Origin of the sequence: Rhizobium sp. 25PS6, assembly GCF_032464655.1 — a bacterium.
Taxonomy (GTDB): domain Bacteria; phylum Pseudomonadota; class Alphaproteobacteria; order Rhizobiales; family Rhizobiaceae; genus Rhizobium; species Rhizobium laguerreae.
Genome location: NZ_JAWDIV010000018.1, coordinates 33,040 through 58,435, shown reverse-complemented (window position 1 = coordinate 58,435; position 25,396 = coordinate 33,040). Strand labels below are relative to the sequence as shown.

Sequence of the window (25,396 nt, the reverse complement as noted above, 5' to 3'; positions counted from 1 at the left end):
CGGCGCAAATGCTGCTCCCTTGGGAGGCACGCCGACCGCTTCATGCGCCGGTTGTTTGACGGAGTTGTTACGGTTCTTCGTCAGTTCCGTGAAATCGATCGTGAATGCTAAAATGCGGCGCGCCGAACCCGTGTCTATCAGACCGATCGGCGCGCTCGATGGTATATTCTAGATATCGAGGTTTTCGGCGAAGGCTGCGCGATCCTGGATGAAGCGGAAGCGGGCTTCCGGTTTGGTGCCCATCAGGTCGTCGACGGCGGCGCGGGTGCCTTCGAAATCCACCTCGTCGATCAGCACCTTGAGTAGGGTGCGCTTGGACGGATCCATCGTGGTTTCCTTGAGCTGGGCGGGCATCATTTCGCCGAGACCTTTGAAGCGGCTGATCTCGACCTTGGCCGTACCCTTGAACTCCGTCTGCATCAGCTCGGCGCGATGATTGTCGTCGCGGGCATAGGCGGATTTCGAGCCTTGGGTGATTTTATAAAGCGGCGGCACGGCGAGGAAGAGATGGCCGCCGCGCACCAGTTCCGGCATCTCCTGATAGAAGAAGGTGATGAGCAGCGAGGCGATGTGGGCGCCGTCGACGTCGGCATCGGTCATGACGATGATGCGCTCGTAGCGCAGGTCTTCGTCGCGGTATTTCGAGCGCGTGCCGCAGCCGAGCGCCTGGACGAGATCGGCGAGCTGCTGGTTGGCGCCGAGTTTTTCGCGGCCGGCGCTGGCAACGTTGAGGATCTTGCCGCGCAGCGGCAGAATTGCCTGGTTGGCGCGGTTGCGCGCCTGCTTGGCCGAGCCGCCTGCCGAATCACCCTCGACGATGAAGAGTTCGGCACCCTCGGCAGTGTTCTGCGAGCAGTCGGCGAGCTTGCCGGGCAGGCGCAATTTGCGCACCGCGCTCTTGCGGTTGACTTCCTTTTCCTTGCGGCGGCGCAGGCGCTCCTCGGCGCGCTCGATCACCCAGTCGAGCAGCTTGGCCGACTCGTTCGGATTGTCGGCAAGGTAATGGTCGAAGGGGTCGCGCAGCGCGTTCTCGACGATGCGCTGGGCCTCGACGGTCGCAAGCTTGTCCTTTGTCTGGCCGACGAATTCCGGCTCGCGGATGAAGACCGACAGCATGCCGACGGCCGAAATCATCACGTCGTCGGTGGTGATCTGCGCGGCGCGCTTGTTCTGCGTCAGTTCGGCATAGGCCTTCAGGCCCTTGGTCAGCGCGATGCGCAGGCCGGCCTCATGCGTGCCGCCTTCGGGCGTCGGGATGGTATTGCAATAGGAATGCACCTGCGGATCGCCGCCATACCAGGTGATCGCCCATTCCATCGAGCCGTGGCCGCTGGTCTTCTCGGTCTTGCCGGCAAAGATCTCGCGGGTGACGGTGAACTCCTTGCCCATCGTCGCCTGGAGATAGTCCTTCAGGCCGCCGGGGAAGTGGAAGACGGCCTTGTCAGGGACCTCGGAACCTTCGGGCAGCACGCCCGCCTCGCAGCTCCAGCGGATCTCGACGCCGCCGAACAGATAGGCCTTGGAGCGCGCCATGCGGAAGACGCGGGCGGCATCGAACTTCATATGATCCCCAAATATCTGGGGGTCGGGATGGAAGCGCACGCGGGTGCCGCGGCGATTGTGGACGTCGCCCAACTCTTCGAGACCGCCCTGCGGCAGGCCGCGGGAGAAGCGCTGGCGGTAGAGCTTGCGGTTTCGCGCCACCTCGACCTCGAGGTCGTCGGAGAGCGCGTTGACGACCGAAACGCCGACGCCGTGCAGGCCGCCCGAGGTCTCATAGGCCTTGCCGTCGAATTTGCCGCCGGCATGCAGCTTGGTCATGATGACTTCGAGCGTCGACTTGCCCGGCACCTGCGGATGGTTCTCGACCGGGATGCCGCGGCCGTTGTCGGAGACGGTGAGATAACCCTCGAGGTCGAGATAGACCTCGATGAAATTGGCGTGCCCGGCGACCGCCTCGTCCATCGCATTGTCGATGACTTCGGCAAAGAGGTGGTGCAGCGCCTTTTCATCGGTGCCGCCGATATACATGCCCGGGCGCATGCGCACCGGCTCGAGGCCTTCGAGGACGCGGATCGACGAGGCGCCGTAATCATCGGAGTTCGATGCGGCGGGCGCCGGGCGCGCGGAGGCTCCGGCAGCAGGGGGTGCTGGCGCTGCGGCGGGCGCAGCCGTCACCGGCGGCCGTTCGGCGGGCGCAGCAGGCTTCTGCGCCTCCTCGCGTTTTTCAGAGAGGGGCATTCCGGAAAAGAGGTCGTTGCTATCGTCCATGGAGCCGTTCAGATCTTCATCCTGTCTTAGGTCGGGCTTGGGCGGGCATCCGCCGCCGACCCAAAATCACCGCATTTCATGCCACGTTTGCGAATCAGGCAGATTTTGCCAGAAAGCACCTCTATACGCGACACCGCCTGATTTGGCGGGCTTTTCCCAAATGATTTGCGTTGCCGGGCGCAGAATGGCAAGCGGCGGCAGGCTTCAGGAACCATCCGAATGCGAATGTCCACAAGTCATTGCACCATCATCACCGCAATTACGGCGTTTTTCTTGTCCGCGGCCATCCTGTCCGCTGTTGGCCCGGCAGAGGCGGCCGACGCTTTGCCGCCTTTCAAGGACGACCTGTTTTCCAAGCAGGCCGTGCTGCAGACAGGCGACGGCGGCGCCTTCGAGGTCATCGACTATGACGAGATGCGCGATATCAACGGCCGCGACCAGATCCCGCAAAAGCGGGTACAGCAGAAATATGTGTCGCTCGGCATCCGCAAGGCGCAAGCGGACGAGACGCTGTCTCTCGACGGCATCAAGCTCGATGTCACCAGGCTGGGACCGGCCGGGAATGCCGCCTTTACGGTGATTTTCATCCATGGCCGCGACGGTGACCGGCGGCTCGGAGCCAACGACTACAGCTTCGGCGGCAATTTCAACCGCCTCAAGAACCTCGTCGCCGGCAATGACGGCGTTTATTATTCGCCGACGGTCAAAAGCTTCGACAGCAGCGGCGTTGCGGCGATCGCCGGCCTGATCCGCTATGCCAGCGCGCAATCGCCCGGCCGGCCGATCATCCTTTCCTGCGCCTCGATGGGCAGCCAGGTCTGCTGGGGCGTTGCGCGCGACGGTGACAGCGTCAAGCGGCTGAAGGGCATGCTTGTTATGAGCGGGGTCACCGATCCCGATTTCATCAGAAGCGCCTTCTACAAGGCGAAGCTGCCGCTGTGGTTCGCCCATGGCAGCCGCGATCCGGTCTATGCCGCCGCTAACCAGCAGGCGCTGTTCGAAAGCCTGCACAATGCAAAGTATCCGGCGCGTTTCACGCTGTTTCAGACCGGCAATCACGGGACGCCGATCCGGATGATCGACTGGCGTAAGGTGTTGAACTGGATTCTGGCTGCTTAGCGGACGATTTTCGGCAGAAATATGCGCGAGATCGCAGAGATTCCCCTTACGTCAAGGGCATGATGCTTTTCTTTGCTGCAAGCTTTTGATATTGCCCAAGGCATAAGCAGATTGTGGAAGGCCGGCATGACACCTGATGTACGCCCGCTTGTGGCGGGAAACTGGAAAATGAATGGCATGCGTGCCTCCCTGGATCAGATCAAGACGATCGCCGAGGGTGTTCGCCCGCCGCTGGCCGACAAGGTCGAAGCGCTGATCTGCCCGCCAGCGACGCTGCTCTACGTGGCGACGGCGCTGTGCACCGACAGCCCGCTGGCGATCGGCGCTCAGGACTGCCATCAGAACCCATCAGGCGCGCATACCGGCGACCTCTCGGCCGAGATGATTGCCGATTGTTTCGGCACCTATGTCATCGTCGGCCATTCCGAGCGGCGCACCGACCATGCCGAAACGGATCATCTGGTGCGCGCCAAGGCGGAGGCTGCCTTCGCCGCAGGGCTGACGGCGATCATCTGCATCGGCGAGACCGCGGATGAACGCCGGACAGGCCAGGCGCTCGACGTCATCAAGCGCCAGCTTTCCGCCTCGGTTCCGGACGGCGCCACCGCTCAGAGCACAGTCATCGCCTACGAGCCGATCTGGGCGATCGGCACCGGCGTGACGCCGACATCAGGTGATGTCGAAAAGGCGCATGCCTTCATGCGGGCAGAGCTTGCGGCCCGCTTCGGCGACCAAGGCCGCAAGATGCGTCTTCTCTATGGCGGCTCGGTCAAGCCGGCCAATGCCCATGAGCTGATGGGCATTGCCAATGTCGACGGCGCGTTGATCGGCGGAGCGAGCTTGAAAGCGGCCGACTTCCTCGCCATCTACCGGGCCTATGAGGCGCTGCTCGCCTGAGGCATTTTTTATTCCTGGGTTTATTCCCGAGTTTATTCCTGGCTGAAGGGCTTGGAATAGATGAAAGCCTCATGTAAAGAGCCGCCAGAATTCTTAACTTTGTCCGTCTCCAGGCGGGCAGGACTGGACCCATGCAGACCGTATTGATTGTCATCCATCTCATGATCGTGCTCGCCCTTGTCGGCGTCGTGCTCATCCAGCGCTCGGAAGGCGGCGGCCTCGGCATCGGCGGCGGTTCCGGCTTCATGTCGGCCCGCGGCACGGCCAATGCGCTGACGCGCACGACCGCGATCCTTGCGACCCTGTTTTTCCTGACCTCGCTCGGCCTCGGCATCCTGACGCGTTACGAGGGCCGTCCGAGCGATATTCTTGATCGCATTCCGGCAACAGGCGGCCAGGGCAACGGCATTCTCGATTCGCTCGGCGGCGCACAGGCTCCGGCAACCCCGCCGGCCGGCAACGGCGTTCCGAGCAGCGGCGCGGCAGCACCCGCACCGCAGGCTCCCGCCGCTCAGGCGCCAGCAACTGGGGCGCCGGCAACTGGCACTCAGGCCCCGGCGGCCACCGCGCCTTCAACGACCGCTCCGGCAACGCCCGCAGCTCCGGCCGCGCCGGCACCGGCTCAGCCCTCCGGCGTCCCGACGGGACAGTAAACAGGTCTTCGACATAAACCGCCGGCAGGCCCTCGGGTCTGCCGGTTTTCTTTTGTTCAGATTCCTGCGCCACGCATCGAAAGTTCTGGAAAAGAATTTTTGGGCTGGTGGAATCGTTTTTGAAAAGGTATCCGGTGAATCCCATGGCGCGATACGTATTCATCACTGGCGGCGTGGTTTCCTCTCTCGGAAAAGGAATTGCGGCCGCGGCTCTCGGAGCGTTGCTGCAGGCCCGTGGATATCGGGTTCGGCTTCGCAAGCTCGACCCTTATCTGAACGTGGATCCGGGCACGATGAGCCCGACCCAGCATGGCGAGGTGTTCGTCACCGACGACGGCGCGGAAACCGATCTCGATCTCGGTCACTACGAACGCTTCACGGGGCGTTCGGCGACCAAGACCGACAACATCACCACCGGCCGCATCTACAAGAACATCATCGACAAAGAACGGCGCGGCGACTATCTCGGCGCGACGGTGCAGGTCATCCCGCACGTCACCAACGAGATCAAGGATTTCGTCATCGAGGGCAATGACGACTACGACTTCGTCATCTGCGAGATCGGCGGCACGGTCGGCGACATCGAAGCGATGCCGTTCATGGAGGCGATCCGCCAACTCGGCAACGACCTGCCGCGCGGCACCGCCGTCTACGTTCACCTGACGCTGATGCCCTATATCCCGGCGGCCGGCGAGCTCAAGACCAAGCCGACGCAGCATTCGGTGAAGGAACTGCAGGCGCTCGGCATTCATCCCGATATCCTGCTGGTGCGGGCTGACCGCGAAATTCCGGAAGCCGAACGCCGCAAGCTCTCGTTGTTCTGCAACGTTCGCCCGTCTGCCGTCATCCAGGCGCTCGACGTCGCCAACATCTACGATGTACCGATAGCCTACCACAAGGAAGGCCTCGACGACGAAGTGCTCGCGGCCTTCGGTATCGAGCCGGCGCCGAAGCCGCGGCTCGACCCGTGGGAAGAGGTCTGCAACCGCATCCGCACGCCGGAGGGCGAGGTGACGATCGCGATCGTCGGCAAATATACCGGCCTCAAGGATGCGTATAAGTCGCTGATCGAGGCGCTGCATCACGGCGGCATCGCCAATCGCGTCAAGGTCAACCTTGAATGGATCGAGTCCGAGGTCTTCGAAAAAGAAGATCCGGCGCCCTATCTCGAAAAGGTGCACGGTATCCTCGTGCCGGGCGGCTTCGGCGAGCGCGGTTCGGAAGGCAAGATCCACGCTGCCCGCTTTGCCCGCGAGCGCAAGGTGCCGTATTTCGGCATCTGCTTCGGCATGCAGATGGCGGTCATCGAGGCGGCGCGCAATCTCGCCGACGTGTCCGGTGCCTCCTCGACCGAATTCGGCCCGACGAAAGAGCCGGTGGTCGGCCTGATGACCGAATGGGTCAAGGGCAACGAGTTGCAGAAGCGCACGGCAGCCGGGGATCTCGGCGGCACGATGCGCCTCGGCGCCTACAAGGCGGCGCTGAAGAAGGGCACGAAGATCTCGGATATCTACGGTTCCACCGATATTTCCGAGCGTCACCGCCACCGCTACGAGGTCAATATCGACTACAAGGACCGGCTCGAAAACTGCGGCCTCGTCTTCTCCGGCATGTCGCCGGACGGCGTGCTGCCGGAGACGATCGAATATCCCGATCATCCCTGGTTCATCGGCGTACAGTACCACCCGGAACTGAAGAGCCGGCCGCTCGACCCGCATCCGCTGTTTGCCAGCTTCATAGAAGCGGCGACGGAACAGAGCCGCCTCGTCTGATGCATGCAAACCAGATCGCGTTGTTTGAGGCGCGATCTGGATAACATCCATGCCTGCGCTAACTTGCCGGCATGACCCCTTCACGCAGCACGACCGTCTCACGCTTCATCGCAGCGCCGCGCGAGCGCATCTACGGCGCCTTCCTCGATGCAGATGCGGTCGCCACCTGGCTTCCGCCCGATACGATGAAGGGCATCGTCCATGCCTTCGAGGGTAGGGAAGGCGGCGCCTTCAGCATGTCGCTCGTCTATCCCGACGACGAGACATCGCAGCCGGGCAAGACCTCCGACAAGACAGACAGGTTCGAAGGCCGCTTTGCCAAGCTCGTGCCGGATGAACGAATCGTCTGGGCAACGGTCTTCGATTCCGAGGACGAGGTTTTTTCCGGCGAGATGACCGTCAGCACGATGTTGTCGCCTGTGGATGGAGGCACCGATGTGACGATGGTCTGCGACAATATTCCGCCCGGGATCCGCCTCGAAGACAATGAGGAAGGGTGCCGCTCGACGCTCGGCAAGCTGGCCGCTTTCGTCGGCGGTTGAGAATCGGCGGCAGGACATGCTGCCGCCGAATTCAACCTTCACGCAGCGGCCGGCAGCGGCCCGATATAGACCGAGCGTGGCCGGATCAGCCGGCCGTCGAGCGCCTGTTCGCGCGCATGCGCCAGCCATCCGACGGTGCGGCCGACCGCGAACACGCCGGTGAAGGCCTCGCGGGGAAAGCCGAGGGTTTCGAGCAACAGCGCGGTATAAAATTCGACATTGACGTCGAGCGGCCGGTTCGGCTTGCGTGCCTTCAGGATTGCCAATGCAGCAGTCTCCACGGCTTCCGCCAGAGCGCCGCGGGCGCTGTTTACCTGTCCGGTTGATATCAGCGGCTTCAGCGCTCCCTTCAGCGCATCGGCGCGCGGATCGCGGACGCGATAGATACGGTGGCCGAAACCCATCAGCCTTTCGCGGCGGTCGAGTGCTTCCTCGAGCCACGGGTGAGCATTCTCCGCCGTTCCGATCGCATCCAGCATGTCGAGCACGGGACCGGGCGCGCCGCCATGCAGCGGCCCTTTCAGCGCGCTCAGTGCGGCAAGCACGGACGACGTGAGGCCGGCCTGCGTCGAGGCGATGACGCGCGATGCGAAGGTCGAGGCATTGAGGCCATGGTCCGATATCGTCACGAGATAGGTGTCGAGTGCTGACGTCTGCTCCCTGGTCGGCAATTTTCCGGTCAGCATGCGCAGGATATCGGCCGCCTGCGGCAGCGAGGCGTCCGGCGCGATCGGTCTTTTGCCGCGTTGCTTGCGAAGGATCGCCGGCAGGAAGACGGCGGGCGCCGCCAGAAGGTTGAGAGCGGTATCGAAATCCTCGCCGTCGGGCAGGCGGGCGATCAACGCCCGCATCGCATCAACAGGAGGCAAAGCGAGCAGGGCGGCATCGGCGGCCTTGATATGGCCGAAAATCCTTGTTCGCGCCTGCGCCAACCAGTCGCGCAATTCCGCTTCGTCGAAGCTTTTTTCCATCAGCCCATCGAGCAATAGGGCGGCGACGCCTTCATAGGTGCCGTTTGCAACCAGGTGATCCAGCGATACGCCGCGGATGATCAGTCGCCCCGCTTCGCCATCGACATCCGAAAGCTGTGTTTCGGCAGCAATGACATCTTCCAAGCCGTTTTTCATGTTGTTTCTCCTTTACGGCCCGGATGATCCGACCTAGTCTCATTGACGTCAATCTTGATGCAATTGATCAACATGAGGTTCCGATGTCGTGGCTGACTGCCGAGGAGGCGCTGCGGGCACTGAAGACCAAGCCGCAGACGCTTTACGCCAATGTCAGCCGCGGGCGCATCCGCGCCAAGGCGGATCCCGCCGACCCGCGCCGCAGCCTCTACCAGGCTGCCGACGTACAGCGGCTTGCCGAACGCCATGCCGGCCGCCGCAAGACCGAAACCGTCGCCGCCGAGGCGATCCGCTGGGGCGATCCAGTTCTGTCCTCGGCAATTTCCACCATCATCGGCGGACGGCTTTTCTATCGCGGAAAAGATACGGCCGGTTTCGCTGAAGTCGCGACGCTGGAGCAGACGGCGGCGCTGCTGTGGAACGGTGCGGAGCCACTCTCCCCCGGCAGCGAGACCAGACATGCCTCTCCGTCGCTTCAGGCGGCGTTCCTGGCGCTGGCAGGGCGAGTGACATCGGATCTGCCGTCGCTCGGCCGCTCGCAGGCAGCACTTCGGCGTGAAGCAAGCCGGGTTCTCTACACGGTCGCCGATGCGCTGGCGCCTGGGCCTTCCGACCGGCCGCTGCATCTCAGGCTTGCGGCAAGCTGGCAGCGGCCGGAGGCTGCCGATTGCCTGCGCCGCGCGCTGGTGCTGCTTGCCGATCACGAACTCAACGCATCCGCCTTCGCGGCGCGGGTCACGGCATCGGCGGGTGCAGCACTTTCAGCCACCGTGCTGTCTGGTCTGGCGACGCTGACAGGGCCGCTGCACGGCGGCGCCTGGCAGGGCGTCGACGCTTTGATCGAGAACGCCTCCACTCTTGGGGCGGCGCAGGCGATTCGCCGCACGCTTGCCCAGGGCAATCGCCTGTCAGCCTTCGGTCATCCGCTCTATCCCGATTGCGATATCAGGGCCTTAGCGCTGCTTTCGCACTTCCCCCTTCCGCCGCAGTTTGATGAGGTCCGGCGAGTGGGCGAGGAGATGGTCGGCGAGAAGGTCAACGTCGATTTCGTGCTTGCGGCGATGGCCGCCGCTTTCGACCTCCCGAGGGAGGCGCCGATCATCCTGTTCTCGCTTGCCCGTTCTGCCGGTTGGCTTGCGCATGCGATGGAACAGATCGACAGCGGCGAATTGATCCGGCCGCGGGCGCGTTATACCGGACCGACGCCTGAAACGGATAGTAGAGCGTAAGAATTCCTCCGGCGATTGCGCCGAACTGCTTTTTTTGCCTAGGGAAATATTTGAATTCGGCTATCATGCCTTAAATCGAAAAAGACAGTTGGGAAGAAGACGGTTGGCGGGCGCTTTCGAAAAGACCTGTTCGCACGGTCAAGGGGACTTTCCATGAATACGACGCTTCGCAATCTTTTTGCCGCCGCACTCGCTGCCGGCCTCATTCCGCATGGGGCGGCCTTTGCGCAGTCTGCCGGCTGCACGGTATCGCGTGATGCCGGCGCCCGCCAGGTGCTCAGTTGTCCCGGCGGCGTGACGGTGACAGCGGAGGCCGGCGCGGCCTACAGCCTCGTCGATCGCAACCGTGACGGCAGCCCCGATTCGGCATCGGTGCGCCGCAAGGCAATTCTTGTCGATGTCGATAACGCCCAGCACGCCGGTGGTTTCCAGGTCGTGACGCCGCAGGCGATCGCAGCCGTGCGCGGCACCCAATGGGCTGTCGATGTCGCAGGCGGCCAGACCTCGGTGCTGGTCGTCAGAGGCAGCGTCGCGGTTCGCCGGCCGGCCGGCGAGCCGGTGGTGTTGTCGCCGGGCGAGGGCGTCGACGTTACCGCCGGAACCGAACCCCTCGTCGTGCGTCGCTGGCCGGCGCCGCGCGCCGCTGCCCTTCTTGCCCGTCTCGGCCAATAAATCCCATGAACCATCGCCTGTTGACTGTGATCGCGCTGCTGCTCGCCGGTCTTTGGGGGGCTGCGCTCGGCTATGTCAATTTCAATGCCGGAAGCGGCCTTCTCGACCGGATGGAGGCCTCGCTTGCCGATATCCGCAGCGCCATCGTCGGGGCGAAGACGCCCCCTCCGGTCGTCTCGATCGTCGCGATCGACGACCGCACCGCTGGGGCGCACGGCTATCCGCTCGATCGGGCGACACTTGCGCGCCTCGCCAACGCGATCACCGCGTTGAAGCCGAAGGCCCTGGCGATCGACATTCTGCTGGTCGATCCGGGGCCGGAGGCAGGTGATGCGGCGCTGACATCAGCCCTTCGCCAGGGGCCAAGCGTGATTGCGGCCGCGGCCACCTTTGCGCAAAGCAGCCAACGGGTCACCGATGCGGCCGAGGATCCGCTTGCCGCCATCCCGGAGGCAAACCAGCTGCTGTTGCCGCTTCCCCGCTTTGCCGAGGCCGCCGCGGTCGGCATCGTCAACGTCGCAACCGACCAGACCGGCACGCCGCGCTTCATTCCGCTGATCTCGCGTGCCGCAGACCGGCTGGATCCGGCTTTTCCGCTGCGTGCCGCGTCGGTGGCGCTCGGCGTCGATCCCACCATCGAACGCGACGCCATCATGCTCGGAAAGCTGCGTATTCCCACTGATATCGGCCAGCGCCTGCCGGTGACATTCTATGGCGGCCACGGCAGCATCGCCACCTTCAGCGCCGCCGATGCGCTGGATGGCAAGCTTTCGGCGGATGCGGTGGCAGGCCGCATTGTCGTCATCGGTTCGACTGTCACCGGCGGCGGCGACGTCTTCCCGACGCCGTTCGATCCCGTCATGCCCGGCGTTGAGGTGATGTCGACGGCGATCACCCATCTTGTTACCGGTGACGGCATGGTGCGCGACCGCAGGATGCGGCTGATCGATGCCGCCACCGCCGTCGGACTGCCGATCGCGCTCGTGTCGCTGGTCGCCTGGCGCCGGAGCGCGGCAGGTTATGTCATCATCGTGCTGACGCTGATCGTCTGGGCGATGCTCAATCTGTCGGCCTATGCGCATGGCTACTGGCTGAGTGCGGCGCTGCCGATCGCCGCAGCGCTGCCGCCGGCGCTGGCGTTCGGCGCGGCCGAACTCTTGCTCGACCGTGGCCGCGCCCGTCATTTCGCCGAGCAGAGCGCGCTCCTGCAGCGCATCGAGGCGCCCGGCCTCGGCGAGTGGCTCGCGCGCGATCCGAATTTCCTCGCCGCGCCGGTGCGCCAGAACGCCGCCGTCATCTTCATCGATCTCTCGGGCTTCACGGGCCTCAGCGAAAATGTCGGGCCGGTGGCGGTGAGCGAGATGCTGAGCGGCTTCTTCGAACTGGTCGACGAGGAGGCGCGCGCCCATGGCGGCGCCATCACCAGCTTCATGGGCGACGGGGCGATGATCCTGTTTGGCCTGCCACAGCCTGCCGATGACGACGCCGCCCGCGCCGTTGCCTGCGCGGTCAGCCTCTGCGAGCGCACAAGGGCCTGGCTTCAAGCGCAAGCGGGCTTTGCCCAGAAGAAGATCGGCTTCAAGGTCGGCGCCCATTGCGGCCCGATCGTTGCCTCGCGACTAGGCACCGGCGACCGGCAGCAGATCACGGCTGCAGGCGATACCATCAATGTCGGCAGCCGGCTGATGGAGGTCGCCGCCCGCCATGGCGTCGAACTGGCGCTGAGCGCCGAAATCGTCCGCGCCGCCGGTCCCGATAGCGTGCTTACGCAGTCCGGCCGCATGGAGGGACCGTTGGAAACGGAGCTGCGCGGGCGGGCAAGCCGCATCGACGCCTGGCTGTGGCGGAACCGCACGCTTTGACAATCGCCGCGGGAGCGGCTAGGAACGGCGCAAATACCCCGCCGGCTGGCTCCGGCCATGGCGCATCAACGCGCCTGACAGCTCCGAAAGATCGAACTCATGACAGAATTTAACGGCGTCGTTCCGGCGATCGCCAAGGCGTTGCAGAAGCGCGGTTACGCCGAACTCACCCCGGTGCAGAAGGCGATGCTCGATCCGGCGCTCGCCGCTTCCGACGCGCTGGTTTCGGCCCAGACCGGTTCCGGCAAGACCGTCGCCTTCGGACTGGCGCTGGCGCCGACGCTGCTTGAAGGCAGGGAGCGCTTCGGCAATGCCGGCGCACCGCTCGCCCTCGTCATCGCCCCGACGCGCGAGCTTGCCCTGCAGGTCAAGCGCGAGCTCGACTGGCTCTTTGAGATGACCGGCGCGGTGATCGTCAGTTGCGTCGGCGGCATGGACATCCGCAGCGAACGCCGGTCGCTCGAGCGTGGCGCCCATATCGTCGTCGGTACGCCCGGCCGGCTTTGCGACCATATCCGCCGCAGGGCGCTCGACATGTCGGAACTGAAGGCCGCCGTGCTCGACGAGGCCGACGAGATGCTCGATCTCGGTTTCCGTGAGGATCTCGAATTCATCCTCGATGCGGCGCCGGACGAACGCCGGACCCTGATGTTTTCGGCAACGGTGCCGGCTGCGATCGCCAAGCTGGCCAAGAGCTACCAGCGCAATGCCGTGCGCATCAGCACCGCGGCCGAGGAAAAGCAGCATATCGACATTGAATATCGCGCACTGATGGTCGCCCCGAGCGACCGCGAGAACGCGATCATCAACGTACTGCGCTACTACGAGGCGACCAATGCCATCGTCTTCTGCTCGACGCGCGCGGCCGTCAATCATCTGACGGCGCGGTTCAACAACCGCAATTTCGCCGTGGTGGCGCTGTCTGGCGAACTGACGCAGAACGAGCGCACCCACGCGCTGCAGGCGATGCGCGACGGGCGCGCCCGGGTCTGCATCGCGACCGACGTTGCCGCCCGCGGCATCGACCTGCCGGGGCTCGATCTCGTCATCCATGCCGACCTGCCGACCAATCCGGACACGCTGCTCCACCGCAGCGGCCGCACCGGCCGAGCCGGACGCAAGGGCATCAGCGCCATGATCGTGCCGCTGAATGCACGGCGCAAGGCAGAGCGCCTGCTTGAGAATGCCGGTATTTCGGCTGCCTGGGCGCGCCCGCCTTCGGCCGAGGAGGTCAGTGAGCGCGACGACCAGCGTCTGCTCGCCGATCCGATCTTCCACGAAACGCCGCAGGAGGAAGAGCAGGGGCTGGTACAGCAGCTTCTCGCCAGCCATGGCGCCGAAAAGCTTGCCGCCGCTTTCTTACGTCTTTACCGCACCAATCACTCGGCGCCGGAGGATCTGCTCGAGGTCACCGTGCAGGACGATCGCAGCCGCAAGCGCCGCGACAATGCCGAGCCGTACGAGCCGGCGCAGAAGGGACCGCGCGAAGATTTCGGCGCCAGCGTCTGGTTCTCCGTCTCGGTCGGGCGCAAGCAGAATGCCGAGCCGCGCTGGCTGATCCCGATGCTCTGCCGCAACGGCAATGTGACGAAGCGCGAGATCGGCGCGATCAAGATGCAGCCCGAGGAAACTTTTGTGGAGATCGCCGCGGCGAGCGCCGAAAGCTTCCTGGCGGCGATCGGTCCGAACAAGGCGCTCGAACGCGGCATCCGCGTGACCAAGCTTTCCGGCACACCGGATTTCAGCCGGGCGCCTGCGCCGAAGCCTTATGCCGGCAAGCCATCCCGCGACGAGCGGCCCGACGACGCGTTCCGCGCCGAGCGGCCGAAGAACAAGTTCGGCAAGGGTCCGGGCGGCGGATATGCCGCGGCCGACAATAGCGGCGGGGACAAACGGGATAGCAAGCCCTGGAGCAAGAAGCCGGGCACCCCCCCTTTCGATGGCCCGAAGTCCGACAAGCCGAAATACGACAAGCCGAAATTCGAAGGCCCCAGATCCGACGCCCCCAAATATGAGGGTAAGGGCGGCGCCGGACCGAAAGCTAAGTTTTCAAAGAAGAAGCCCGGCTGATTTTGCCGGCAGCCCTTCGCCGGTCTGGCGGAGGGCTTTGGGCCGTATCCCTTAGGGAGGCAAGGATGGTGATGGAAACGGCGATCCTCAGCGTCCCGGTTTTCAGTACGCTCTGCAATGAGGCCTTCCGGCTGCGGCGCGCCGTTTTCGTGCATGAGCAGAAGGTTCCCGAAGCCGAGGAATTCGATGCCGACGATCTCAGCGCCCATCATCTCGTCGCCGTCACGGCAGGCGAGGTCTCCGGCACATTGCGGGTCATTTACGCCGAGGAACATGTGAAGATCGGCCGGGTTGCGGTTGCCGGCCAATGGCGCGGCCAAGGCATTGCGGCCGCAATGATCGGGCGTGCAATGGAACTGCACAGCGTTGCCCGCGACAACCGCTTCTATCTGACAGCGCAGGCCGATAAGCTGCCGCTCTACGAGCGTTTCGGCTTCGTCGCCTATGGCGCGGAATTTCTTGACGGTGGCATGCCGCATCTTGCCATGAAGAATTACTGAGCTTCGCCGGCAGGAGCAGACGACGATGAAACGCACGCGCACGCCACAACCCGATCTGGCCGCCTTCATCAAGGCCAACCTGCCGATATCACCCGTTCCATCCATCCCCGAGATCTGTCTCCATACGGCAGGACCTGCGAGCGGGCTCTGGCGGCTTGCCGGTCGCAGAGAGGCCGATCCGCCGCCTTACTGGGCCTATCCCTGGGCCGGCGGCGCGGTGCTTGCCCGCCATCTGCTCGACCGGCCGGAAATGGTGAGCGGCCGCCGGGTGCTCGATCTCGGCGCCGGCTCCGGGCTCGTGGCCATTGCCGCGGCGAAGGCCGGCGCAGCCACGGTGACCGCTATCGACATCGATGCCAATGCCATTGCCGCGATCGGCCTCAACGCAGCGATCAACGGTGTGAACATCGTGGCCTGGGCCGCCGATATCATCGCGGATCAGCCACCAGCGACTGACCTTCTGGTGGTCGGCGATCTGTTTTACGATCCCTCGCTTGCCTTGCGGGTGATGGCCTTCTTGCGGCGTTGCCAGGCGAGCGGCGTCGAGGTGCTGATCGGCGATCCCGAGCGCGCCTACCTGCCGCGGGGTGAACTCAGCCGGATCGCCACCCATGCGGTTGCGGATTTCGGCGGGGACACTGGCGGAGGTGCCGTGCCGGCGGGCGTCTTTGCCCTCTTCGGCAAAGCTGGAGGCGAGATTATGCCAGGAGGTCGGGCCGCAACAGCATGACCGGGCAGGGCGATCCGGCCGGCAATTCCGGCGCATGCGGTGGGCGGATGACGAGGCAGTCGGCTTCGGCGAAGACCTTCATCATCGAGGAATCCTGCTTGCCGAAAGGCTCGGCGAGCCAGTGGCCGGCGGCGGATTTCGAAAGTTTCGCCCTGATATAGTCCTGCCGGTGGTCGTTGGCGCGCAGTGTGACGGCCGTATCCACCGTTACCTCGCGCCGCACCGGCGGCAGGGAGGCGAGCTTGCGGATCAGCGGCTCCAGGAAGAGCAGAGAACAGACGAGGCTGGAGACCGGATTGCCGGGCAGGCCGAGCACATGGATCTCGCCGAAGCTGCCCACCATCAGCGGTTTACCGGGGCGCATGGCGATGCGCCAGAAATCGAGCTGCATGCCGGCCTCGATCAGCGTGGCCTGCACCAGATCATGGTCGCCGACCGAAGCGCCGCCAAGCGTGACGATCACATCGACCTTGGCGTCCCGCGCTGCGTCGATCGCCGCGCTGATCCTGGCCTTGTCGTCAGGCACGATGCCGAGATCGAGTACATCGGCGCCGGCTTTGCGGGCAAGGGCTGCAATACCAAACGTATTGGATGCGATGATCTGCGAAGGGCCGGGCGTGCTTCCGGGCGGCAGCAGTTCGTCGCCGGTTGCGAGGATGGCGATCAGCGGGCGCCGCAGCACTTCGACATCTGGCCGGTTCATGCAGGCAGCGACCGTCAGCCGCGAGAAATCGAGCACGGTGCCGGCCGACAGAACGGCTTCGCCTTCGGCGAAATCCTGACCGCGCGGACGCACATGCTGGCCCTGCCGCACAGGGAAATTGGTTCTGATTCCGCCCTCGATTTTCTCCGCATCCTCCTGCAGCAGGACGCTATCGGCGCCTGACGGAACAGGCGCGCCGGTGAAGATACGGACGGCTTCACCCTGGCCGACGCTTCCCTCGAAGCCGTGGCCGGCGGAAGACGTGCCGATGACCTTCAGCTCGGCGCCCGGCTCCGGCGCGTCTTCGCGGCGTAGCGCATAGCCATCCATGGCGGAGGCATTGAAGGGCGGCTGGGTCAGGCCGGCCGTCAGATCGACGGCCAGGACGCGGCCCTCAACCTCGGCAAGCGGCAGCGTCTCGGACGCAGCAATGGGCTTTGCGCTGGAGAGCAAGCGGTTCAGGGCCTCGGCGACCGGGAGTAGGTTCATCTCGCCTCCGGATGACGGAAATCGCCGGATTTTCCGCCGGACTTTTCAAGAAGTCTGATGCCGCCGATCTCCATTGCCTTGTCGGCCGCCTTGGCCATGTCGTAGATCGTCAGACAAGCGACCGAGACGGCTGTCAGCGCCTCCATCTCCACACCGGTCTTGCCGGTGAGCTTGGCGGTTGCCGTAACGCGCAGGCCAGGTAAGGCGGTATCGTCCTCGATCTCGACCGTGACCTTCGTCAGCATCAGCGGATGGCAGAGGGGGATGAGATCGGCGGTGCGTTTTGCCGCCATGATGCCGGCAAGGCGCGCGGTGCCGATGACATCGCCCTTCTTGGCATTGCCTTGGCGGATGAGAGCAAGCGTTTCCGGCGCCATCTTCACATGGCCCTCGGCAGTGGCGATGCGCACCGTCTCAGCCTTGTCGGAGACATCGACCATATGCGCCTCGCCCGAGGCGTCGATATGAGTCAGACCGGGCTCTGCGCCGCTCATATCATTCGGCCGCGATGGCGGCTTCGCCAAAGAGCAGCGCGCGGGTGGCTGCGGCGACGTCGTCCTTGCGCATCAGACTTTCGCCGACAAGGAAGGTATTAATGTCGACGGCCTGCAGGCGCTTGCAATCGGCATGGGTGAAGATGCCGCTCTCGCCGACCAGGAGCCGGTCATCAGGCACCATGGGGGCAAGCGCCTCGCTGACGGTGAGGCTGACCTCGAAGGTACGCAGATTGCGGTTGTTGATGCCGATGAGCGGCGAGGAGAGTTTTAGCGCCCGCTCCATCTCCTCGGCGTCGTGGACCTCGACCAGCACGTCCATGCCGAGGGCGAAGGCCTCGTCCTGCAGGCGTTCGGCTTCACCGTCCGATAGCGAGGCCATGATCAGCAGGATGCAATCGGCGCCCCAGGCGCGGGCCTCGTGCACCTGATAGGTCTCGAACATGAAATCCTTGCGCAGCGCCGGCAGCGCGCAGGCAGCACGGGCGGTGGTCAGAAATTCCGGCGCGCCCTGGAAGCTCGGCCTGTCGGTCAGCACCGAAAGGCAGGCGGCACCGCCGGCCTCATAGGCGCTCGCCAGCGACGGCGGATCGAAATCCGGGCGAATGAGACCCTTCGAGGGGCTCGCCTTCTTGATCTCGGCGATCAGGCCGAAGCGGCCGGCATCACGCTTGGCAATGAGCGCCTTGTGGAAGCCGCGCGGCGCGGACTGGCCGGCCTGCATTGCCTTCAGATCGGCAAGCGACACTGCCGCCTTGGCAGCGGCGATCTCCTCGCGCTTGTAGAGTTCGATCTTCTTCAGGATATCGGTCATCGGGCAATCCTAGTCGATATCGTTGGAAACGGCGATGAGTTTGTCGAGGGCGAGCGCGGTGGAGCCACTATCCAGCGACTGCGTGGCCAGCGTCATGCCGTCGCGGATCGTCTCGACCTTGCCGGCGATGACGAGCGAGGCGGCGGCATTGGCGAGCGAGACATCGCGATAGGCATTCCTGGCGCCGCCGAGCACTTCGCGAAGCGCTGCGGCGTTGGCGACACCGTCACCGCCCTTAATGTCGGCGAGCACGCAAGGGCTGACGCCGAAATCGGCGGGCGAGAGCTCGAAGGTGCGGATCTTGCCGTCTTCGAGGGCTGCGATTTGTGTGATGCCGGTGGTGGTGATCTCGTCGAGGCCGTCGCCATGGACGACCCAGACGCATTCGGAGCCGAGATCGCGCATGACTTCGGCAAGCGGTACCAGCCATTGCGGCGAGAAGACGCCGAGCAGCTGGCGGCGGACGCCCGCCGGATTGGAGAGCGGCCCGAGCAGGTTGAAGATCGTCCGCGTGCCGAGCTCAACCCTTGAGGGGCCGACATGGCGCATGGCGGAATGATGCAGTTGCGCGAACATGAAGCCGACGCCGGCTTCGGCGATGCAGCGGGAGATGATCTCGGGACCGACGTCGAGCTTGACCCCGAGTGCGGCCAGATTGTCGGCTGCGCCCGATTTCGAACTCAGTGCCCGGTTGCCATGCTTGGCGACGGGCACACCGGCGCCGGCGACGATCAGCGCCGCCAGCGTCGAGATATTGTAGGTGCCGCTGGCATCGCCGCCGGTGCCGACGATGTCGATCGCATCGGCCGGCGCCTCGACGGTCAGCATCTTCGAGCGCATCGCGGTGACCGCGCCGACGATCTCATCGACGGTTTCGCCGCGCACCCGCAGCGCCATCAGGAGGCCGCCGATCTGCGAGGGTGTCGCCTGGCCCGACATCAGGATGTCGAAGGCGGCTCGGGCCTCGTCACGCGTCAGCGGCTCGCGGCTTGCGGCCTTGGCCAGGAACGGCTTCAGATCGGTCATAAAGCCTCCTAGCGGACCGTCGCCTGTTCAGCGAGCGTCTGGTTGATCTGAGCGCCGTACTGCGTCTGCAGCAGGTTGACCATCTGATCGAGAATATCGTCGCCGGCGGCATTGGCCATGGCGGTGATCTGGGCATCGCGATTGTTCAGCACTTCGCCGGTCGGCTGGGTGTTGACCTCGGTGACCTTCAGCAGGATCTGCGTCGAGGGATCGGCGCCGACAGCACTCGCGACCGTGTCGACCGGACCCGAGAAGGCGGCTGTGACGCCGGCGCGGCCGAGGACTGCATCATCGGTGGAGCGGGTGACACCGCTCTTGCTTTCGACGGCAATGCCGAGCGGCGTTGCGATATCGGCAAGAGCAGTGCCTTTCTTCGCCTCGGCCTTCAATGCCTCGGCCTTCTTATAGAGCTCGGCCTTCTGCTGCTCCGCCGTCCAGTCCTCGACGGCCTTCTCGCGCACTTCGGCCACCGGGCGGTCGCGGTCCGGCGTGATTTCGCGGACGTTGAACCAGACATAGCCGTCGTTACCGATCGGCAGCGGCGGCGCATCGACGCCGACCTCGGTCTTGAAGGCTTCGCCGAGCAGCTGCTGCCTGGCTGGGATATCCTTGACCTCTTGGCCATCCTTGTCGGCGCCGGTCATATCGACGTCATCGACAGTCACGGCGGTGAGCTTCAGCTGGCCGGCAATATCCTCGAGCGTCGAACCGCCCGCGCGCAGATCCTCGATGCGATCATGAACGTTGATCACTTCCTGAGAGGCGTTGGAGAGCGCCAGCTGCTTACGGATATCCTCCTTCACCTCGTCGAAATTCTTCGTCGTTTCCGGCTTGATGTTGGTGACGCGCAGGATGACGGGGCCGAAGGAGCCGTCGACGACAGGCGTCGTGCCGCCATCGCGCGAAACCGTAAAGGCCGCATCGGCAACGGCCTGGTCGGGAACCTTGTCCTTGGTGAACTCGCCGAGCAGCACGTCGCTTGCCGTCTTGCCCTGGTCGGAGACCAGCTGGTCGAAGCTGGTGCCGCTCTTCAGCGCCGTTTCGGCAGCGGCGGCGAGATCCTTGCTGGCGAAGGTCAGCTGCTCGATGGTGCGGCTTTCCGGCGTGCGATAGATATCCTTGCTCTTGTCGAAGGCTTCGTGGATCTGGTCGTCGGTGACGGTCGCGGCATCGGCGATATCGGCAGGCTGCAGCTTTAGATAGACGAGCTTGCGGTATTCGGGCGCCCGGTAGCGCTGCTTGACGCCTTCGAACCACGTCGCCAACACGTCGTCGGCCGGTGCCTTGATCGGCTCGATATTGGCATTTGTGAGCAGCAGGTATTCGATGCTGCGGCTTTCGTCACCATAGAGCTTCAGGGCGTCGACCAGCGTCTTCGGTGCGGTGAAGCCGTTGGAGATGGCATCGACCACCTGGCTGCGCACAGCGACCTTGCTGCGCTCCTTGATGTAATCGTCTTGACGGATGCCGGCATTTTGCAGGCGCGAGATGAAGAGTTCGCGGTCGAACCGGCCGTTGACGGCCTTGAAAGCCGGATCGTCAGCGATCAGCTGGGCGAGGCGGTCTTCGGAAAGGCCGAGGTTCATGTCCTCGGCGAGCTGGTCGAGCGAGGCGCCGGCGACGAGCTGGGCGAGCACCTGCTGCTCGACGCCGAAGGCGCGGGCCTGCTCGGGGGTTAGCCGCGTGCCGAACTGCTGGCTGAGGCTTGCCACCTGGCGCTGATAGGCGAGGTGGAATTCGTTGACGTCCACATGCTGATCGCCGACGGTCACGACCGCGGTGCTGTTGCCGCCTGACAGCAGCTCATGCGACACGCCCCAGACGCCGAAGGACGCGACGAGCAGGAGCAGGAGGAGCTTGGCAACCCAGGTCTGAGCAGCTCTTCTCAGGATATGGAACATAGAAACGCAAACCTCGCAGTATCATTGACCCGCGCGCGGGCGGACATTCGACGTTCCTTAAAACAAACCCGACAGGAAATGAAGGGTTTGTCGCGCGAAAAGCTGCACAAGGCGGCGGCTTAACCGCGGCGGCTTTGCGGCGAACAAAAGATCGGTCGCGGCGGAACCTTTCGGCCCGCCATTTCGTTGAAGCGGCATCCCATGAAACAGGAGCAGACCATGGCAGAATTGAAAACCGCTTCCGCCGAATCCACCGCTGCGCGCGTCAAGGCTGATATTGCAGCAGACGATCTGTCGGCGCAGGTCGCAGCCCTTCGCAACGATCTCTCCCGGCTGACGGAAAGCGTGGTCGCGCTGGGGCAGGGGGCGAAGTCGGCAGTGACCGACGAGGCTTCGCTGATGACGGAACGGCTGCGCGACAAGGTGCGCGAAGAACCGCTCGTGGCACTCGCCGTGACGGCAGGCATTGCCTACGTGTTCGGCCTGCTCAGCCGTCGCTGAACGGGAAATTCAGGGTAAGGAAAAGCCGGACGTCATGAACGCCCGGCTTTTAATATTTCCGACGACCGGCAAAAGCGCCGGAGGCCAGCTATCACCGAGTTAGCGGCGGATGACGCGCCCGATCGCAATCAGGATGCAGGCACCGATGAAGCCGGTGATCAGATAGCCCAGCCAACCGGCGAGCGGCTGGATGTTCAACAGACCCAGGATCCAGTTGGCGACGATGGCGCCGACGATGCCGAGCAATATGTTCATGAGCAAGCCCATGCTGCTGCTCATGACTTTTTCCGCCAGCCATCCGGCGATGCCGCCGATGATGATGGCTGCAATCCAACCCACGCCTGCGTTTTCCATGGTTATCTCCCTCCTGGCAAAACGAGTCACAGAATGCACGAAACGAAAGGAATTTCCACTCCCAGTTACCGAGATTGCGTGCGCGTTCAGCAACTTATGTGACTCACGGCTGCAGCAGGGTGACCGGGGAGTGCAGCGTGTGGGAGACAATCTGGAACAGCAGGCCGGCAATGGCGAGCATGGCAAAGCCGAACGGCATAATCAGGCTCTTCCTAAACATCTTCCCTCTCCCCTTTTGCGTAAAGCATAAGCGGAAGCGGACGGAGCGCAACAATATTGTTAACGGATAGTTAAGCTTGGCAATTAATTAAAATGAAATACATCCAAGATCGCAAAAAATACTTGCGGATGTTGAAAGTTTTGTTTTGCATCTTTCCCGTGTTGTTGGCGGATCATCTGTGATCTATGCGCGCCAGACCTTCCGATCTCCCCTTGTCGTCGAAGCGGAAAATGGTGCTGCTATCTCTCCGGATCGCAAACAATAAGGCGCGGAACGCGGTCGGCACCGGTCCAGTGTCACGCCTTAGGGCCAATCCATTTGCCGCGGCGCAATCAGGTCCGGTGGACGATCAGCATGAAGACGAGGAAGGACGCCGTTGCGACCGTCGCGGCGAAGGCAATCTGGTAGTCCATGTCGTAAACCCCATTGGATGGCTCCCGTAAACGCCTGTGTCGTCACCGAGTTCCATGTCGCGAGTTCGCGCATCGCCTGCGGATTGATTTTGGCGAAGAATGCGTCATCTTCTAAATTTAAGAGTTAGAGCATGATGTCGTCCGAAAACCGCTCACACTTTTCGGCATCATGCTCGAATCACTTTTCATTCGGGGAAACACTTGATGCCAAAAGCTGCAATCGCCATCGCCTGTATCTGCCTGCTGACCCTTTCAGGCTGCGGCAATACCGCATACGGGCTGAAGAAGGACGGACAGGAAGCAAGCCACGCCATGGACAATGCGACACATCGGGTGCTTTCGGCCGGCGCCAAGTAGTGATGCAGGCGATGGAATAAAAAAGCCCGCCTGGGGTGAGGCGGGCTTAGGATTAACAGGGAGAATGGACGGATAGGCTCCGCCTCAACTAATAAAGCATTTTCTTAGGCGCATGACTTTACGTCATTCGACGTAACGGCGACGGGCAACGACCAATGCGGCCATGATTCGCAATCGAATCAGACATATCCGGATCGAATCAGAAGTTGCCCCAGTTCTGAGCGCGGGCACGAGCGCGAATAATCCGGTATTCGCGACCGCCATAGAGCGAGCCGATCGTCAGCAGAAGTGTCAGAACGTCCCAGAAGATATGCATGGTGCCCTCTTAAGGTTGGACGGCTCTGCCGTCGATCGGTGAAGATACAATAGCAATCTTTCGCACGTGCTTATATGACAAGAAATCGGGATGAGCGGGAAAGCCGGCAGCGCTTCCGCAGAAGAGAGGCGGCGTTGCCGCCTTGGAGCAGCACAGTGAACAGATTAGACGGTGGCTTATGACGATTTTCTCCGTCCGCCACATCACGTCCTATCGGTACGTCAGGGACGTCGATTTCGGCGAGCATCGCTTGATGTTCCGGCCGCGCGACAGTTTCGACCAGCGACTGATCGAAGCGTCGTTGACGATCTATCCTGAGGAAAGTCATGTGCGCTGGATCCACGATGTTTTCGGCAATTGCGTGGCGCTCGTCGACTTTTCGAGGCCGGCGTCGGAACTTCGTTTCGAAACCTGGATCACGCTCGATCATACGCCGCAGGTCGCCCTGGATCTGAAGGTCGACGAGGCGGCCCTGACCTATCCATTCTCCTACGACAAGGATGAGATCGCCGATCTGACGCCGGCGATGCAGCGCCATTATCCCGACCCGAACGACGAGGTCGGACGTTGGGCCCGCCAGTTCGTCCGCCAGGGGCGACCGACGGAGACCGGGCATCTGCTGATGACGCTCTGTTACGCCATACGGGAAAGCTTCGTCTATGCGCGGCGCCATGAACATGGAACGCAGACGCCGGTGCAGACCTTGCGGCTTCGCTCCGGCACCTGCCGGGATTTTGCGCTTCTGATGATGGAGGCGGCGCGCATCCTCGGCCTCGCGGCGCGGTTCGTCACGGGCTATGTCTATGTTCCCGACCGGGACGGTTCCACCGTGCTCGGCGGCGGTTCCACGCATGCGTGGTGCCAGATCTATCTTCCAGGCGCCGGTTGGACGGAGTTCGATCCGACCAACGGCATCGTCGGCAACCGCGATCTCATTCGTGTCGCGGTTGCCCGCGATCCGCGGCAGGCAGTCCCGTTGAGTGGCAGCTATGATGGGGACGGGAAGGATTTCGACAGCATGACGGTGCAGGTCAACGTCACTACGAGGTAATCTCGATTGCCTCCGAAATTTCCTTTGATCACAATGAGATAATCGTGATTATTCCGAGGTGCCTTGATTACCCCCGAGGCAGCAGCGCGGAGACGGTCGTGTCTGCGGGAACCGGGTAGCGCGATCAACGTTCCATACTCACTCCACCTCTGCGGAGACGCGATAAGGAAGCCACCATGAAGATACGCGCCGGGTTTCATCTGGGCTATGAATGCACGCAGCAGACGCCGATGCTGCTCGTCCTCAATATCCATCCCTCCCGCCGCGCCGATCTTCTCAGCGATCAGACCCTGACATTCGACCGGCCGATCGAGGCCTGGGGCTATACCGATGTGTTCGGCAATGCCTGCAGCCGGATCGTCGCTCCGCCGGGGCTAACGACGATCTCGACGGAGTTCGAGATCTACGACAGCGGCCAACCCGACATCGTTCCCGACGATGCCGTTCAGCACGCGATCAATGACCTGCCGGACGATGTGCTGGTTTTCCTGCTCGGCAGCCGCTATTGCGACACCGACAGGCTTGCGGATTTTGCCTGGGCCAGGTTCTCGTCGACGCCGCTCGGCTGGGCGCGTGTCCAGGCGATCTGCGATTTCGTCCATGACCACATCACCTTCGATTACCTGAAGGCCGACGTCCTAAGGACCGCGCATGGCGGCTTCACCGACAAGGCGGGCGTTTGCCGCGACTTTGCTCATCTGGCCATCGCGCTTTGCCGATGCATGAATATCCCGGCCCGATATTGCACCGGCTATCTCGGCGATATCGGCGTTCCGATCGATCCCAATCCGATGGATTTCAGTGCCTGGTTCGAGGTCTTTCTCGGCGGCCACTGGCATACGGTCGACGCCCGCCACAACACGCCGCGCATCGGCCGGATCCTGATGGGAACCGGCCGCGACGCCACCGACGTCGCCATGTCGACGGCCTTCGGTCCGGCAACGCTCTCCCGCTTCGAGGTAATCACCGAGGAAGTGCCGCAGGAGGCGGTGAAAGCTGATTGATCGGCGGGTCGTGACCGAGGGAAACTTTATGCCTTCTTCAAAAACTCGGTTTTCAGCACGAGGCCTTTGACCTGCTTGGTGCTGCACTCGATCTCGCCCGGATTGTCGGTCAGGCGAATGCCCTTGACTAGCGTTCCACGCTTCAGCGTCTCCGAGGTTCCCTTGACCTTGAGGTCCTTGATCAGCGTCACGGAATCGCCGTCGTGAAGCTGGCTTCCGTTGCTGTCCTTTACAATGATGTCGGTCATAATGTCCCCGCTTGGTGATCCCGGACGGGAAATCATGGCGACGCGGGATAGTCAACCACAC

24 protein-coding genes are annotated in these 25,396 nt (G+C 63.3%); 15 read left to right on the top strand and 9 right to left on the bottom strand.

What is annotated here, in order from left to right:
• Window positions 1-168: 168 nt before the first annotated feature.
• Window positions 169-2,271 carry a DNA topoisomerase IV subunit B gene (gene parE / locus RWK44_RS24405; protein WP_316029509.1) on the bottom strand — a complete coding sequence of 701 codons (2,103 nt, stop codon included), beginning with the start codon at window positions 2,269-2,271 and terminating at the stop codon, window positions 169-171.
• A gap of 219 nt (window positions 2,272-2,490) precedes the next feature.
• Here parE and RWK44_RS24400 point away from each other — a divergent pair, with 219 nt between their 5' ends.
• The 5 genes from RWK44_RS24400 (at window position 2,491) to RWK44_RS24380 (ending at window position 7,254) form a co-directional block, all read left to right on the top strand.
• Window positions 2,491-3,390, top strand: a complete 900-nt coding sequence (locus RWK44_RS24400) for an alpha/beta hydrolase (protein WP_316029508.1) — start codon at window positions 2,491-2,493, stop codon at window positions 3,388-3,390.
• Between the two features lie 126 nt (window positions 3,391-3,516).
• Window positions 3,517-4,287: a triose-phosphate isomerase gene (gene tpiA / locus RWK44_RS24395; RefSeq protein ID WP_131665322.1), complete on the top strand. Its 771-nt coding sequence runs from the start codon at window positions 3,517-3,519 to the stop codon at window positions 4,285-4,287.
• Window positions 4,288-4,418: 131 nt separating this feature from the next.
• On the top strand, window positions 4,419-4,940 hold the full coding sequence (gene secG, locus RWK44_RS24390; protein ID WP_062944292.1) for a preprotein translocase subunit SecG: 522 nt from the start codon (window positions 4,419-4,421) through the stop codon (window positions 4,938-4,940).
• A 143-nt stretch (window positions 4,941-5,083) separates the two neighbouring features.
• A complete protein-coding gene (locus tag RWK44_RS24385) occupies window positions 5,084-6,712 on the top strand; it encodes a CTP synthase (protein ID WP_012757532.1) in 1,629 nt (542 codons plus the stop codon).
• Window positions 6,713-6,783: 71 nt separating this feature from the next.
• Window positions 6,784-7,254 carry an SRPBCC family protein gene (locus RWK44_RS24380; protein ID WP_131665323.1) on the top strand — a complete coding sequence of 157 codons (471 nt, stop codon included), beginning with the start codon at window positions 6,784-6,786 and terminating at the stop codon, window positions 7,252-7,254.
• A 38-nt stretch (window positions 7,255-7,292) separates the two neighbouring features.
• On the opposite strand, the gene RWK44_RS24375 is transcribed toward RWK44_RS24380, so the two are convergent.
• Window positions 7,293-8,381 carry a citrate synthase/methylcitrate synthase gene (locus tag RWK44_RS24375; RefSeq protein ID WP_131665324.1) on the bottom strand — a complete coding sequence of 363 codons (1,089 nt, stop codon included), beginning with the start codon at window positions 8,379-8,381 and terminating at the stop codon, window positions 7,293-7,295.
• 83 nt (window positions 8,382-8,464) lie between these two features.
• Between RWK44_RS24375 and RWK44_RS24370 the strand changes: the two genes are divergently transcribed.
• The 6 genes from RWK44_RS24370 (at window position 8,465) to RWK44_RS24345 (ending at window position 15,444) form a co-directional block, all read left to right on the top strand.
• Window positions 8,465-9,610, top strand: a complete 1,146-nt coding sequence (locus RWK44_RS24370) for a citrate synthase (protein ID WP_131665325.1) — start codon at window positions 8,465-8,467, stop codon at window positions 9,608-9,610.
• A gap of 153 nt (window positions 9,611-9,763) precedes the next feature.
• The gene (locus RWK44_RS24365; RefSeq protein ID WP_020050035.1) at window positions 9,764-10,282 is read left to right on the top strand and encodes a FecR domain-containing protein; all 519 of its coding nucleotides are present in this window, start codon (window positions 9,764-9,766) and stop codon (window positions 10,280-10,282) included.
• 5 nt (window positions 10,283-10,287) lie between these two features.
• Window positions 10,288-12,144: a CHASE2 domain-containing protein gene (locus RWK44_RS24360; RefSeq protein WP_131665326.1), complete on the top strand. Its 1,857-nt coding sequence runs from the start codon at window positions 10,288-10,290 to the stop codon at window positions 12,142-12,144.
• A gap of 99 nt (window positions 12,145-12,243) precedes the next feature.
• The gene (locus tag RWK44_RS24355; RefSeq protein WP_131665327.1) at window positions 12,244-14,214 is read left to right on the top strand and encodes a DEAD/DEAH box helicase; all 1,971 of its coding nucleotides are present in this window, start codon (window positions 12,244-12,246) and stop codon (window positions 14,212-14,214) included.
• A gap of 65 nt (window positions 14,215-14,279) precedes the next feature.
• Window positions 14,280-14,714 carry a GNAT family N-acetyltransferase gene (locus RWK44_RS24350; RefSeq protein ID WP_222011741.1) on the top strand — a complete coding sequence of 145 codons (435 nt, stop codon included), beginning with the start codon at window positions 14,280-14,282 and terminating at the stop codon, window positions 14,712-14,714.
• A 25-nt stretch (window positions 14,715-14,739) separates the two neighbouring features.
• The gene (locus RWK44_RS24345) at window positions 14,740-15,444 is read left to right on the top strand and encodes a class I SAM-dependent methyltransferase (RefSeq protein ID WP_222011740.1); all 705 of its coding nucleotides are present in this window, start codon (window positions 14,740-14,742) and stop codon (window positions 15,442-15,444) included.
• Here RWK44_RS24345 and RWK44_RS24340 read toward each other — a convergent pair.
• Genes RWK44_RS24340 through RWK44_RS24320 form a run of 5 tightly spaced genes read right to left on the bottom strand, consistent with a single transcriptional unit; the run spans window position 15,413 to window position 20,871 of the window.
• Window positions 15,413-16,636, bottom strand: coding sequence for a molybdopterin molybdotransferase MoeA (locus tag RWK44_RS24340; RefSeq protein ID WP_316029507.1), 1,224 nt, complete (start codon window positions 16,634-16,636; stop codon window positions 15,413-15,415). The two genes, RWK44_RS24345 and RWK44_RS24340, sit on opposite strands and share 32 nt — an antisense overlap.
• Window positions 16,633-17,130 carry a cyclic pyranopterin monophosphate synthase MoaC gene (gene moaC, locus RWK44_RS24335; protein ID WP_316029506.1) on the bottom strand — a complete coding sequence of 166 codons (498 nt, stop codon included), beginning with the start codon at window positions 17,128-17,130 and terminating at the stop codon, window positions 16,633-16,635. Before moaC ends, RWK44_RS24340 begins: the two co-directional genes overlap by 4 nt.
• A 1-nt stretch (window position 17,131) precedes the next feature.
• Window positions 17,132-17,944 carry an indole-3-glycerol phosphate synthase TrpC gene (trpC, locus tag RWK44_RS24330; protein WP_316029505.1) on the bottom strand — a complete coding sequence of 271 codons (813 nt, stop codon included), beginning with the start codon at window positions 17,942-17,944 and terminating at the stop codon, window positions 17,132-17,134.
• A 9-nt stretch (window positions 17,945-17,953) separates the two neighbouring features.
• Entirely contained in the window at window positions 17,954-18,970 is a 1,017-nt protein-coding gene (gene trpD / locus RWK44_RS24325; RefSeq protein WP_316029504.1) for an anthranilate phosphoribosyltransferase, read from the bottom strand.
• Window positions 18,971-18,978: 8 nt separating this feature from the next.
• Entirely contained in the window at window positions 18,979-20,871 is a 1,893-nt protein-coding gene (locus tag RWK44_RS24320) for a peptidylprolyl isomerase (protein ID WP_168287292.1), read from the bottom strand.
• Window positions 20,872-21,090: 219 nt separating this feature from the next.
• Between RWK44_RS24320 and RWK44_RS24315 the strand changes: the two genes are divergently transcribed.
• Window positions 21,091-21,372, top strand: a complete 282-nt coding sequence (locus tag RWK44_RS24315; RefSeq protein ID WP_025394620.1) for a hypothetical protein — start codon at window positions 21,091-21,093, stop codon at window positions 21,370-21,372.
• A gap of 99 nt (window positions 21,373-21,471) precedes the next feature.
• Here the strand turns inward: RWK44_RS24315 and RWK44_RS24310 are convergent, their stop codons facing one another.
• Complete coding sequence (locus RWK44_RS24310) at window positions 21,472-21,726, bottom strand: GlsB/YeaQ/YmgE family stress response membrane protein (protein WP_020050024.1); 255 nt, start codon at window positions 21,724-21,726, stop codon at window positions 21,472-21,474.
• A gap of 837 nt (window positions 21,727-22,563) precedes the next feature.
• Here RWK44_RS24310 and RWK44_RS24305 point away from each other — a divergent pair.
• From RWK44_RS24305 to RWK44_RS24295, 3 genes are all read left to right on the top strand, one after another.
• Complete coding sequence (locus RWK44_RS24305; protein ID WP_025394619.1) at window positions 22,564-22,716, top strand: hypothetical protein; 153 nt, start codon at window positions 22,564-22,566, stop codon at window positions 22,714-22,716.
• A gap of 494 nt (window positions 22,717-23,210) precedes the next feature.
• On the top strand, window positions 23,211-24,083 hold the full coding sequence (locus RWK44_RS24300) for a transglutaminase family protein (protein ID WP_025394618.1): 873 nt from the start codon (window positions 23,211-23,213) through the stop codon (window positions 24,081-24,083).
• A gap of 176 nt (window positions 24,084-24,259) precedes the next feature.
• Window positions 24,260-25,087, top strand: a complete 828-nt coding sequence (locus RWK44_RS24295; protein WP_077978192.1) for a transglutaminase-like domain-containing protein — start codon at window positions 24,260-24,262, stop codon at window positions 25,085-25,087.
• 26 nt (window positions 25,088-25,113) lie between these two features.
• Here the strand turns inward: RWK44_RS24295 and RWK44_RS24290 are convergent, their stop codons facing one another.
• A complete protein-coding gene (locus tag RWK44_RS24290) occupies window positions 25,114-25,335 on the bottom strand; it encodes an alkylphosphonate utilization protein (protein WP_020050017.1) in 222 nt (73 codons plus the stop codon).
• Window positions 25,336-25,396 lie beyond the last annotated feature (61 nt).